Below are 13,439 nucleotides of genomic sequence, written 5' to 3'. Positions count from 1 at the left end.
TAAACGAGCTACTCAGAATAGTATAGGCAAAAAAAAAGAGCGGGGGAAGGTCGCTCTTATTATTGATTGAAGTAGAAAAATTCATTTAACTACTGAACCGCCAATTTCTTGTAGGTGCTGTTACCTGCTGGAACGTTGTCTGTCCGTTGGTTTGTTCTAAAAAGTCTGCAGTCGGTTTGGCTCAAAGTTAAAACTCGTCTATGATTTCAACTGTTTCTTGAGCAAAAGGGCTTTTGTCAATTTGCATTTGCAACACTCTCCTAAAGTTGTTTAATTCCCTCTGCTCAATTACTTCTTGCATTTTGGTGCGTCCTTGAAACCCCTTTTGTAAAATTAGTTCTATTGCATCATCAATTCCTGTCAATGTGCTTGGCATATCAAAAAGCATCGCTGTGGGCGCTTGTTTTGGGTCAAGTTGAAACCATGCTGGATGTTTTCTAAACTTTGTTTTCATGGCATTTTCGACAAAACCATGTCGCTTGTAAAACTGTGCTGCTTTTTCTCTTATCATTCCATGTAAGTTTTTTGGAATTACAACTTTCAATTTGAAATCAGAATATTTTACTCCGTCAATCTCTAAAGCTTCTGCGTCTTGTGCACTCTCAACCAAACCTGCAACAAAGTTTTTATAGTAACCAATTGCTAAGGCTGTTGTCGGATAAAGGCTAAGATGTCCTAACTTATAATGCTCTTCAATTTTGTCGGCGTATTCATCACAAGCGATTTTTATTTTTGTGTCGTCACCCTTGTCAAAACGGGGCATATAAATTCCGCTAAAGTCTGTGGGTAATTTTATTCCTTCTTCCACTAAAAGAAAAGATTTGTCTCTCCCCATTGCACCAAGGAACAAAGCCATTTCTAAAATTACATTGTCTCTCGGTTCAATTACGATTTTATCATATGTTAAAGTCAGGTCGTCGGCAGTCGCTACAAATACACCGAAGTCAAAGTAAGAAACCAATCTAAGTAGGTTTTCAAAGGTGCTGCGATTTAGCTCCCAAACATTAGGGTCTTGCCATAGAAAACAGTCGCCAATACTTGCTAAATTGCTTTTTACTTTTTCAGCAACGGAGTAACCTGCTTTGGAAGAGCCGATAAATATTTTTGGTTTCAGGTCTGTCATTTTAGTAAGTTAAAATTGCTTTCTTGATTACTTGGCTATTTAAAATTTCTCTTGCTGAATCTTCAATGAGAGTATCCAAATCAGCTTTTAAACTTTTTATTTCAGGAACAATTTCATCTTTCTCTAGAGGTGTCTCTGTGCCGTTAGGACTTTTGATTCCCTTTCTGTAAGTTGGGTCTTGAATCAGTTTATTCAATTCTTCAGATATTGCTTTAGCAATGCTTAATTCATTTCCTCGTGAATATGCTAGGTTGTTATTCTCAATTGCATGAACAATTGTTGTGAGGTGGAAACTCTTTAAACTTTTTAATTCTGTATCACTGTCGGCACGAAGTGTTTTAAGTAAACGAATTCCTCTCCGTGAACCGTCTGTTGTTGTGTCGCCCTTGGAATTAACTTGATGAATGTGAGCAAAAGGATAATCCAACTCTCTTGGTCCGTTTGGAAATTTATAAAGATATATTCCACGATAATATTCATCGTTTCGCTCAACTTTCGTCTGTTCGTATTTCTGTGAGTTATACCAAAATCCAAATACAACATCTACTTTTCTGTTCAATGACTTATTAAATATTGAAACACATTTGTCATGGGTATCATCTACATCATCATAAATGCCTTTCAATATTTTTGTGGCTTGTCTCCGAAGTTCTTTTATATCATCCTTAGGGTCAGAATCGGTATATGTATTTCCATTGGAAACTTCTGGATAGAAATACTTGTCAATGATTGTGAGCAAATCGAAATCACTATGAACTTTAATATTAGTCCCAGTTCTGACCGAACCTTGTGTACGATATGCCCTATTGAAATGAAGATTAAATCCGTCTTGCAAGTGTTTTTGAACTCTGATTGCAGCATCAATCGTTCTGCTATTGTATTTCTGGTTGATTGGCAACATAGATTCTACCATGTATTTTACATTGTCAGGAATGTCTGGTGCACTAAATGATTTTGAAATAAGCGATTCGTTAAGTTCTTTATCAAACCTTCTGTTCTGAAGATTAGCAAGTCGTTTGATGTAATTTAATGTTGCCATTTTATGAAATTTTTAAAGTGTTATTCAACCATTGTGCCTTTTGTAATTCTCTGAAAAATTGTCAGCAAAAAGCAAGTCAGTTGATGCCATAAATGTAGCCAAAGCCTTTCCGGTATCGTTCTCGCGCTTGGCGCAGTGGGGGATAAGGAGCACCACACTTGACTACCAGTACGACGTACTAAAGTACGAACAAGGTTGCAGTTTTGCACTAAAACCCCCATTGCAGCCAAACGCGTGTTAGCCTTCGTACTTTTCAATTAATTTGCCACAGAAGTCATCTATTTTATGACTTAGTCCTTCTCTAGCATCGTAGAAATTTAGGACTTGCATTTCGAATGGTAAATCTGCATTGTACAAATAAACTGGCAACACATAATCATCCCCTTGGTTTATGAACTTTAGGTTGCAAAATAAATACTCGTATCTGCACATTTTAGAATCAAGATAGTCTGGCGAGATGCACACTATAAATCTCTCTGAACTTTTTAAACTTGTGTTTATCTTTCCTAACCAGTTCGTACCTACGTCAATGCTTTGCGTATCAAAAAACACTTTGAATTTGCTTGAAAGTTTCTTTTCAATTGCGTGAGCATGATTTGCATTTTTTCTGCTATAGCTTATAAAAAAATCGTATTTATTTATATTGCCAATTTGCTGATTGTAAATCAGTTTTTGAGATTTAAATGCTTCACTTAGTAGGTCGATTTTAAAACCACCTCTCTCAACTATTTTAATCACTTCTAAAGAAGAGTCGTTATCCAACCAGAATAGACATGTTTTTACAAGCTCTTTTACAACTTCCAGGCTCGAATATCCTTGGTCGCCGGTCAAAACCAATGGCATTGCCACTGTTTTAATGGAATGAGTGATAGTAAATGGCATAATACTTTGAAATATTCCAGCGATTAAGCTGTAGGGATTCCATCTTTCCGTTGGTTCAAAGCACAAAACTCTTCTAATGTTTTGAAAATTAATTTCTTTAGATAACCAACAATGAAATTGCATTCTCAAATCAATTTCTTTATCTCTTGCTAATGCACTAACAGAGAGACCTGCACTAAAAAGTGCACCTATCAAAGAAGATGGAGTAGGAATATAGTCATTGGGATACGCAGAAAGAACTAAAACATCAACTTTATGGCTTTCGGGAATCTTTGTCAAATCGCCTTTCAAAAGCTGCAGTTTTTTACCTCTTGCTGTTGTTATTTCTTCTAAGACTTCCATAGTGTCATGTTTCAGTTTGTTGGCTAACTCAATTATATATCTGGTTTTCCCAGACATATCTTACTAAATCGTAGAAATAGGCCTAGTTTCCATTCACAAAATCAAATTGGATTTTTATCAAAATTGATCCCAAATTATCACCTCAATCTCCATCAACCGATTTTCAAACTTACCCATTCCCTAAGAACATAAAAATACCTTAATCAGGGTATTTTTTAATTATTGAAAGAATTATTTACCAAAAACGGAGATGATCTAAAGAAAAACAGAAAATACCTTTTATGAAAAGACAAAAAAAGAGAGCGGTGTTACTCGCTCCTGTTCTTACCTATGCATGGCTTCATGGCAGGATTGGCAGATGGATACAAGCCATTCTATTGGTTCTTTCCCGATGTTGTTTTTTCCGTATTTTTTATGATGAACTTGGGTCGCTCTATTTCCACAATACACACAGGTCCAATTATCTCTTTTGAGCACTATATATCTTTTGCGGCTCCATGAATCTGATTTGAGGTATTCGTTGATATAATAATCCCGCCGACGCTTTCTCTTTTCCTCAAACAGCAACCATTTAATTATCGGAATTACGATTATGATAATTAGAAAAATTAAAATCTGATAATCCATGTTACCGGTTATAGAATTATTATTGTATTGCTAATCTACTCCTAAATTCCCTTTGTTCCCTATCACGTGATCAGGGTATTTTTCAAAAAATAAGTAAAGGCCTGATAATCAAAAAAAGGTTTGTGTCATGGGTTTGGGTGCATGTTCCCCTACCCTTCAGGTATAGTCCCTCCCACCTTCCCCTATACTCCCCCTATCCATACTCCGTGTCCTAGCTAGGGATACTCCGTGTCCTAGTTACCTATACTCCGTGTCCTAGCTATAGATACTCCGCCTCTGGGTTACCCTTGAGCTACTTTCTATCTACCCCCAATCCTTAGATTCCCCTACTCCCATCCCCTACTTATCCCTGTAGCAGTCCTGAGGTTCCCTTACCTCAAAGTAAAGTCAGTCCTGTAGTATCCTTACCCATTGACCAGTGCTTGACCAATTCATGTCCAATGCAAGTCCAATCCTTATTCAATTCTTTTGTCACCCATGATGTATAGGGCAGGCAAAAAATTCCTGGGATATGCAGATACATTCAATCCCTTCAGGATTGGTGTAGCCTTGTTATATAGTTTTCTTATCCCCGCATTGCAATGCGGGGTAACTAGATATTTGATCCCTCCGGGATCTTTTCAAAGTGCCTTGTTTTGTCAAATCAAATCCCTTGCGACCATTGCGATACCTTACCGTCCTTTGCGGTTAAAAAATATTTCCTCACGCGGAGCCGCAGAGAAAAAGGAAAGGAAGAATATTTGTGGCGACACAAACATTGGCAGTTAGTAATCTTCCTCTTTCGAAAAATTCATACTATGGAACAACTGCGCGAAGGAAGCGCAATTCCGGGCCGGCGGTGGCCTTGAGCGGGGAAGGATTATTGCGCTTGAACTTTTTGGTTACTTTTTGTTTCAAAGCCTGCCCCGTATTTATCGGGGACAAAAAGTGACACAAGAAGAATACGTAAAAAATGAAATAATCAATTGAATTTGAAAAAACACCCCCTCCATTTCGGTATTGAAAATTCTTCTATTTACAAAATCCGGGACCGAAATAAAAATAACGGCATTCCTGTTTAACCATGGGCTGCGGTGCAGGGAGATTTGTGATAGTATCAAGATGGTTTTAGCACCTTACCCATGTCTACCAATATTTCGCCACGATGTGGCTTTTGCCCCAAACCATTCAAATTCACTTTTGAGGAAACATAAACATCGGCGATTAGGATTTCATTTCACCCCAACTCAAACCAAATTCCTATTTGTTTGACCTTTGTCCCCCTCCAGGGGGATTAGGGGGCAAAACCTTCGCGACCATTGCGAAACCTTCGTGTCCATTGCGGTAAAAAAACTCCCCCTACCATTTCGGTAATTAGGATTCTCCTATTTTTGAACTTCCGGCTAAGTTTTAATTTGCCTAAAAAAGTTTATTTTACATTTATTTTAAATCAATTATCCCAAAAAGCTGATCTGTTGTAATAAATTTATCCCATCCTTTATTTTTGAGTCCTTTTTGCAATGCTTTGTCCCCACTCCAAAACTTACCCTTAATGTGTTCCGTCAAAGCTACAAATTCTGTGTCGTCGATATCGACATCTTCAGTGAGGACCAAAGTTTTTTCAAAAACATTTTTAGGAATTAATCTTTAATTTATAAACCTGATTTTATGGGTAAAAATAGCCAAAATCCTTTTAAACTCAGCTTCGGAGTATCCTGATAGCTTTATTAATTTTTCGGAGTGTTCATCAATTTCATCTAATAACCTTTCGGTAGCGTAAAAATTAAATTTACTTTTGGGATGGAGAAAAATCTTGGCAATTTTGCTGTTTGAATTTAACATTGCACTAAACACCACATTGGTATCAACTACAATTCTCATAATTCAAGTTTATTTTTGGATTTCTCCCATCTTCCTTTTTTTATTTGCTTCACAAGATCATCCACCTCTTTTTGTTTAGCTTTCGATTTCCCGGATATTTCCTTAAACTCAAAAAGGTCAGTCAAATCTTGTAGATCGTCTATGTTGGTGTTGCCAGGTAACCTGAATATCACCTCATCTTTGCTTCTTTCTATGATCATGGCTTTTTTATCAATTATACGAATTTTGAAGCTAAGGTTAAAATTTTAAACTTATTTATAATTGTAGCATAACATAATTCTACTCACACTCAAATCCATAATTGTTGTTCCATTATACCATGGGCTGCGGTGCATGGGAATTTATGTAAGTATAAAGTTAGATTTATCACCTTACCCAGGCTACCGATATTTCGCTCCGAAGCGGCGGACTTTTCTTCCAAAAACATCTAAGTCATGAAACTGGGAGAAATGATTGTCGGGGATCACCTACTTTAGAAAAATCCCACAATGAAACACAACTACTTCCACCAAAATTATATTTTTTAGACCTTAGTCCTCCTTCAGGGGGATTAGGGGGCAAAACCTTCGCGACCATTGCGATACCTTAGCGTCCATTGCGGTAAAAAATATCACCTCACGCGGAGCAGCAGAGAAAAAGGAAAGGAAGAATGGTGAATTACCTCTGTGCTCACTGTGAGCTCTGTGCTAAAATTATAATCCCCCTTCGCGACCATTGCGAAACAATGGCGTTCATTGCGGTTGAAAAATATTTCCTCACGCGGAGCCGCAGAGGAAAAGGAAAGGAAGAATGGTGAATTACCTCTGTGCCCACTGTGAGCTCTGTGGTAAAATTATAATCCCCCTTCGCGACCATTGCGAAACCTTAGCGTCCTTTGCGGTAAAAAATATCACCTCACGCAGGAGCCGGGGAGAAAAAGGAAAGGAAGAATGGTGAATTACCTCTGTGCTCACTGTGAGCTCTGTGGTAAAACCCTTAGATCCGGCTTCTGGAGAAGCAGGATAACGGGAGACCATTGCGATAGCTTACCGTCCTTTGCGGTAAAATCAGATCTAGATCACTGACTTCTCAGAGAGAGGATGAAAGTTGCCATGGCCCTTGCATCCTCTTTTTTAACTTCAGCATGGGGTGTCATGACAGGGTAACCCCAAGAACCGCTGCTTCCCCGAATAACCTGACCGGCTAAATGTTCTACATAAATCTGATTGGCGGGATATCGCTTAGCTATATCCCTGAATGCAGGGCCTTTGGCTCGGTTTTCCTCACTGTGGCAATCGTAGCAATCTGAGTAAGCAATCAATACCTTCCCTTTCTTGACGAGATCCTTGTTTAAGATTTCGTCTTCCCCATTAATCGTCCTGATATAATCTTTTCTTTCAGTCTTTGTTTGAGAAGTCAATGCTTCTTGCTCCTCTTTCTTTTGGCAGGATATTCCAATACAAAAAATCAACAGTATGTATAGAATTCTAACCATTTTTAAATGTTATAATTTGATCAAATCGATTCGTAAACATTCACACCTAAATATCATTTTTCCATTACACTAATTCGCCGACATTTAAATCACAATTCAAATATTGCCAAAATACGATATTATTAAATGCCTAAAAATAAATAATATAGGATTTGGGTGAGAAGGTGATAAAAAAAAATACAAATATGACTTTAACAATATTTTTTTGAAGATTGAACATTGGGAATTGTTGTTTAGTCCTCGTATAATTGGTAAAAAATACTAGTAAAGCTTAATTTTGTTAAGCGTTTATTTTATTTTCTTCCTCTACACTTTCATCAAATTAAGTATTATGGGATTTTACCCAACATCCGCCCGATATGCAATAAAGCATACCTTGGTTTTTTTGTCTCTTTTTTTTGCTGTTGGATGCGCAAAAAAAGAAGAAGTCATCTTACCTCCCATAAAGGTCAATGTGGTGAAAGCCATCCAAAAAGATGTGCCTGTCTATGAGGAATATGTTGCCCAGGTATTTGGGGAATCTGATGTAGATATCAGAGCCAGGGTAGAAGGATGGGTGACTTCTGTAAATTTTAAAGAAGGATCTTTTGTAAAAAAAGGAGACCTGCTTTATGTCATAGATGACATCCAATACAAAACTAGGGTGGATCGTGAAAAAAGCCAATTAGCAGCCATGGAGACAGAAATGGTCCGTGCCCAAAGCGAACTTAGCAGGGTTAAACCTTTGGCGGATATGAATGCCCTGAGCAAGCAGGACCTAGACAATGCCAAAGCGAAATACGAAGCATCCCAAGCACAAGTCCGCGCCGCAGAAGCATCATTGGAGAACACCAAAATCGAATATGGGTACACAAGAGTATATGCTCCATTCGACGGATTAGTAGGAATTTCCAATTTTCGGGTAGGTGATTTTGTGACAAGATCAGGTACCACGTCAGTTTTGACTACCATTTCCAATATCGGTGCAGTTAGGGTCAGGTTCCAGATCAGTGAAAGGGAATACCTCCGTCTAGCACAGATGACAACTGAAGAATTGAGCATGGCAAAGAAAAATGTCCATTTGATATTGGCAGATGGAACCGTTTACGCTGAAGCCGGGGAGGTTGATTTTGCTGACCGGGAAGTGAATCCCAAAACAGGAACTTTGACTATTGAAGCTCGATTTCCCAATTCAAAAGGAGTTTTAAGACCTGGTTTGTTTGTGAAATCAAGGGTATTGTTCAGAACGCTACCAAATGCAATTTTAGTCCCACAGCGGGCTGTTACGCAACTTCAGCATATTAGCCAGGTTTTTTTAGTTACAGATTCGAGTACTGTCAAAGCAATCCCTGTAGAAATAGGACCAAAATATGATGATGGCTGGATCATCACCAAAGGGCTCAGCGCAGGTGACAAGATCGCCATCATTGGTTCATCAACGATGAATCCAAATGCGAAGATTGAAATTGTAGAACAAAAGTGGCCTGAGAATTCACAAAACAAATAAAATTAAAACCTCTACCTGACACCAAGTTTTTATGAGTGAATTTTTCATACGTAGGCCAATAGTTGCCATGGTGATTTCGATCTTGATGATCATCATTGGCCTAATTACTTTAAGGGGAATTCCTGTTTCCAAATACCCTGACATCACACCTCCGATGGTCCAAGTGACCACCAATTTTACCGGTGCCAATGCTGTCAATGTTGAACAGGCAGTGGCAACACCGATTGAGCAGCAGGTAAACGGCGTCGAAAACATGCTGTATATGAAGTCTATCAATGCCGCCGATGGGTCTCTGACCTTACAGGTCTCTTTTGAGGTGGGTACTGATCTTGACAATGCCAATATGCTCACCCAAAACAGGGTTTCTCAGGCAACAGCAAAAATGCCCAATGAAGTCAAGAATTTCGGTGTGACAACCAAAAAATCGCTGGTTTTTCCTTTGATGCTGGTATCACTTTCCTCACCCAACAAAACCTATGATGGGCCTTTTCTCAACAATTTTGCCAACATCAATATTGTTGATCAGCTCAAGCGACTTCGCGGTGTCGGAGATGTATTTTTATTTGGAGGTGCAGATTATTCTATGCGTATCTGGCTCAATCCTGATCAGCTTACCAAGCTTAACCTGACAGTGAATGATGTTTCCAATGCGGTAAGAAAGCAAAATGCAATCTCTCCCGGAGGAAAATTCGGAGCTGCCCCCTCCCCTCCCGGTGTCGAATATACCTACACCGTTACGCTGCAGGAAAGGTTGGTGACAGAGGAGGAATTTGGAAATATCATTGTCAAATCGGATGACAAAGGATCAATTGTCAGACTGAAAGATATCAGCAGAATTGAATTAGGTCTGGACAATTACAGTTCCTCTAGCAGATTAAATGCAAATCCGGCAGCGACTATTGTTGTGTTCCAAATACCCGGTTCTAATGCCTTGGAGGTATCGGAAGAAGTCCAAAAGACAATGAATGAATTGGTGAACATTTTTCCTGATGACCTCAAATATGACATTTCTTTAAATACTACCCGAGCGATTTCAGTGGGCATCGAAGAGATTATTCATACCCTTTTTGAGGCGGTCTTTTTGGTAATTTTAGTCGTTTTTTTATTCCTGCAAGATTGGAGGGCAACTTTGATTCCATTGCTGACGGTACCGGTTTCATTGATAGGAACATTCATCATTTTCCCAATGCTGGGTTTTTCTGTCAATGTTTTGTCTTTGCTCGGTTTGGTTTTGGCCATCGGGCTCGTGGTTGATGATGCCATTGTGGTCGTGGAGGCGGTCATGCACAACATCGAACATGGTATGAAACCCAAAGAGGCTACACAAAAAGCCATGAAGGAAGTAGGTGGTCCGGTAATCGCCATTGCGCTGATTCTTGCTGCTGTTTTTGTTCCAGTCGCATTTGCAGGAGGTATTACAGGACGTCTTTACCAGCAATTTGCCATCACCATTGCCATTTCTGTTTTGTTTTCTGCTTTCAATGCATTGACTTTAAGCCCTGCTCTTTGTGCTTTACTTTTGAAACCAAAGAAAGAATCGAATAGTGGGTTACAAAGGTTCTTCAATGGTTTTAATCGGGTATTTGACAGATTCACTTTAGGATATACAGGTGTTGCCGCAATCGTAGCAAGAAAATCTATCCGCTCTGCAATTATTATTGGTATAGTCATGGTATTTGCCCTGATCATTGGAAAGGATATTCCCGGAGGATTTGTTCCTGAAGAAGATGAAGGATATTACTTGGTAAACATTCAACTGCCAGATGCCGCTTCTCTCGAGCGTACTGATGAAGTTGCCGCCAAAGTAGAAAATATCCTTGCCCAATATGAGGAAATAGAGTATTCCACCATGGTCTTGGGTTTCAGTTTGATCACAGGTTCTTATTCTACCAACAATGCCTTTGTATTCATTTCATTGAAACCCTGGGATGAGAGAAAGCGAACTTCCAAACAATTGATTGCGGAGACAAATCTAGCTTTCCGCAATATCGTTTCTGAAGCATCCGCAATTGCCTTTGGTCCACCGCCGATTGAGGGCCTTGGAACTTCTGCAGGTTTTACCCTTCAGCTTCAGGACAGGTCCGGGAATACCCCACAGTTCTTGGACGAGCAAGCCCAGCTTTTTATCGCCGAAGCAAGAAAACGTCCCGAAATCGGGAATGTATTTACACTTTTCCGATCCAATGTACCTCAAAAGAAAATTTTGATAGATTATGATAAAGCGGAGAAACTCGGGATTGACCTTGCAGAAATAACAAGTACAGTGTCGACTTACTTGGGAAGTGCTTATCTCAATGATTTCAACAGGTTTGGTAGACAATATAAGGTTTTTGTCCAAGCTGAAGGCGAGGACAGACTTCAGCCTTCGGACCTGAGCAAATATTATGTGAGGAGCAAGTCAGGTGAAATCATCCCGCTGGGCACATTTACCACGGTAGAAGACATTACCGGTCCGGCAAACACCAACAGGTTTAACATGTACCGCGCAGCGGAAATCTCAGGCGCTCCGAAGGAAGGATACAGTTCCATACAAGCCATCAACGCATTGGAAGAAGTGGCAGCCGGACTTCCAAAAGAACTCAGCATTGCCTGGAGCAACATGTCTTATCAGGAAAAAGCAGCTGAAGGCACCGGAGGAACCATGTTTTTGATGGCCTTGATTTTTGTGTTTTTGATCCTTGCTGCGCAATATGAAAGCTGGAAATTGCCCTTTAGCGTTTTGCTGGGAGTGCCTGCTGCGATTTTCGGAGCATACCTCGGTCTTTGGATGGGAGGATTATGGAGCACAAGTTATGTCAACAATGTTTTTTCCCAGATTGGATTGGTCATGTTGATTGGCCTAACAGCCAAAAATGCCATCCTCATAGTAGAATTTGCCAAAATGGAATATGAAGCCGGAACACCGCTATTAGATGCTGCACTCAAAGCAGCCAAGCTTAGGTTAAGGCCAATCTTGATGACATCTCTTGCCTTTATGCTTGGCGTTGTGCCTTTGTTGACAGCTTCAGGAGCAGGTTCAGAAGCCCGCAAAGTAATGGGCATGGCAGTTTTCAGTGGAACTTTGATAGCCACCATCATCGGGGTGATCGTGGTTCCGGGATTATATGTGCTCATCGAAAGCATAGGATCAAAAAAGAAAAAACCAAATGAACCTCTTTCAACCTCAGAACCGACTCATTGAAATGAAGTATATCCACTACCTTGTAATTGTAATGTTGGTTTTTTCGGGCTGTGCGGTTGGTCCGAGGTATAGCAGGCCTGACATCCAACAGCAAGAAACCTATATCCAATCACCTATTCAGACCAATGAGGTCACCAATCTAAAATGGTGGGAAGTGTACCAGGATAGCCTTTTGCAAAGTCTGATTCAGACAGCAATTGATTCAAACTTGGATTTGATGAGCGCAGTTTACAGGGTGGAAGAGGCTAAAGCTGTTTTGGGATATAACAAAGCCAATCTCTATCCTTTCCTCGATTATAGTGCTACGGGAAGGGCCTCCGAATTCAGAAATTTATCCGATCAGGCAGGTGTGACTTTTTCACCAAATATGGTGGGACTTTTGGGGAATGTTTCCTGGGAAATTGACCTTTGGGGAAAACTCCGTCATGCCAACCGTGCTGCTTATGCTGAGTTGATGGCAACTGAGGAGTCTAGAAAATCAGTTTATATCAGCTTGGTGGCGCAAGTAGCTGAACTTTATTTCCAGCTTAGAGGCTTGGATGAGAGATTATTTATATCCCAAAGGGCGTATGAAACCCGGCTCGAATATTTGGATATCATCACCGCGAGATTTGAAAAAGGAAATGTTTCTGAATTGGATAAACTTCAAGCCGAGCAAATAGCCGCATCGGCCAAGGCCCAGATATACAGCTTAGAAAGAGATATTATCCGGACCGAAAATGCCATGAATGTGCTTCTTGGCAGAACATATTTACCAATAAACAGGGGCTTGGAAAACAACCAACAGCAATTGCCTTTAGAAATCCCAAGCGGGTTACCATCTGAATTGCTTGAAAGAAGGCCGGATATAAAATTAGCCGAACAGCAGTTGATTGCTCAAACCGAGCGCATTGGGGTAGCAGTCGCATTGCGGTTTCCTTCACTGAGTTTGACAGCTTTATTTGGAGTTGCGAGTCCACAGATTTCGACCTTGTTTGGAAGTCAGGCCTTTTTGGGATCTATTTCAGGTCAGTTAGCAGGACCTTTTTTCCGATTTGGTCAAAACAAAAGACGGGTTGAGGCCGAAAGAGCTAGAGCAACACAACTTAGCTTTCAATACGAAAAGACCATTTTAACTGCTTTTGCTGAGGTTGAGAATTCTTTGGCAGAAATCCGGACATACAGCAATGAATTTGGTGCTAGACAAACGCAGGTCTATGCAACAGAAAAATCATTGATGTTATCCAAAGCCCTTTATGACAATGGCTATACCTCATTTCTCCAAGTATTAGACGCAGAGCGCGAATATTTCAATTCAGAATATGAAAAATCCTTGGCGCTGCAAAACCAATTGATTTCAACAGTACGGTTGTATAAGGCATTGGGAGGTGGTTGGTAGGATTCTCCGGCCACTTCCTTTTTACTTTTTGTAATGACGATTGGTTT

11 protein-coding genes are annotated in these 13,439 nt (G+C 39.9%); 3 read left to right on the top strand and 8 right to left on the bottom strand.

Going from position 1 to position 13,439, the window contains the following annotated elements; translation table 11 throughout:
- Positions 1-187: 187 nt before the first annotated feature.
- From M3O96_RS03040 to M3O96_RS03005, 8 genes are all read right to left on the bottom strand, one after another.
- The gene (locus M3O96_RS03040) at positions 188-1,123 is read right to left on the bottom strand and encodes an STING domain-containing protein (RefSeq protein ID WP_249718650.1); all 936 of its coding nucleotides are present in this window, start codon (positions 1,121-1,123) and stop codon (positions 188-190) included.
- A 1-nt stretch (position 1,124) separates the two neighbouring features.
- Positions 1,125-2,162 carry a nucleotidyltransferase family protein gene (locus M3O96_RS03035; RefSeq protein WP_249718648.1) on the bottom strand — a complete coding sequence of 346 codons (1,038 nt, stop codon included), beginning with the start codon at positions 2,160-2,162 and terminating at the stop codon, positions 1,125-1,127.
- Positions 2,163-2,399: 237 nt separating this feature from the next.
- Positions 2,400-3,386 carry a toll/interleukin-1 receptor domain-containing protein gene (locus tag M3O96_RS03030; RefSeq protein WP_249718647.1) on the bottom strand — a complete coding sequence of 329 codons (987 nt, stop codon included), beginning with the start codon at positions 3,384-3,386 and terminating at the stop codon, positions 2,400-2,402.
- Positions 3,387-3,710: 324 nt separating this feature from the next.
- The gene (locus tag M3O96_RS22175; protein ID WP_502798896.1) at positions 3,711-4,013 is read right to left on the bottom strand and encodes an HNH endonuclease; all 303 of its coding nucleotides are present in this window, start codon (positions 4,011-4,013) and stop codon (positions 3,711-3,713) included.
- Positions 4,014-5,432: 1,419 nt separating this feature from the next.
- The gene (locus tag M3O96_RS03020) at positions 5,433-5,606 is read right to left on the bottom strand and encodes a hypothetical protein (RefSeq protein WP_249718643.1); all 174 of its coding nucleotides are present in this window, start codon (positions 5,604-5,606) and stop codon (positions 5,433-5,435) included.
- Positions 5,607-5,639: 33 nt separating this feature from the next.
- Positions 5,640-5,873: a PIN domain-containing protein gene (locus tag M3O96_RS03015; RefSeq protein WP_249718640.1), complete on the bottom strand. Its 234-nt coding sequence runs from the start codon at positions 5,871-5,873 to the stop codon at positions 5,640-5,642.
- Entirely contained in the window at positions 5,870-6,073 is a 204-nt protein-coding gene (locus tag M3O96_RS03010; RefSeq protein ID WP_249718638.1) for a hypothetical protein, read from the bottom strand. The genes M3O96_RS03015 and M3O96_RS03010 overlap by 4 nt, the downstream gene beginning before the upstream one ends.
- Before the next feature lie 857 nt (positions 6,074-6,930).
- The gene (locus M3O96_RS03005) at positions 6,931-7,347 is read right to left on the bottom strand and encodes a c-type cytochrome (protein WP_249718637.1); all 417 of its coding nucleotides are present in this window, start codon (positions 7,345-7,347) and stop codon (positions 6,931-6,933) included.
- Positions 7,348-7,678: 331 nt separating this feature from the next.
- On the opposite strand from M3O96_RS03005, the gene M3O96_RS03000 reads away from it, so the two are divergent.
- The 3 genes from M3O96_RS03000 to M3O96_RS02990 are packed head-to-tail and all read left to right on the top strand — an operon-like array spanning position 7,679 to position 13,392.
- Positions 7,679-8,833 carry an efflux RND transporter periplasmic adaptor subunit gene (locus tag M3O96_RS03000; RefSeq protein WP_249718635.1) on the top strand — a complete coding sequence of 385 codons (1,155 nt, stop codon included), beginning with the start codon at positions 7,679-7,681 and terminating at the stop codon, positions 8,831-8,833.
- A gap of 31 nt (positions 8,834-8,864) precedes the next feature.
- Entirely contained in the window at positions 8,865-12,014 is a 3,150-nt protein-coding gene (locus M3O96_RS02995; protein ID WP_249718632.1) for an efflux RND transporter permease subunit, read from the top strand.
- Positions 11,980-13,392: an efflux transporter outer membrane subunit gene (locus M3O96_RS02990; protein ID WP_249718630.1), complete on the top strand. Its 1,413-nt coding sequence runs from the start codon at positions 11,980-11,982 to the stop codon at positions 13,390-13,392. Before M3O96_RS02995 ends, M3O96_RS02990 begins: the two co-directional genes overlap by 35 nt.
- Positions 13,393-13,439: the final 47 nt, after the last annotated feature.

Source organism: Aquiflexum sp. TKW24L (assembly GCF_023502205.1).
Lineage (GTDB): Bacteria > Bacteroidota > Bacteroidia > Cytophagales > Cyclobacteriaceae > Cognataquiflexum.
This window is presented reverse-complemented; position numbering and strand designations above follow the sequence as displayed.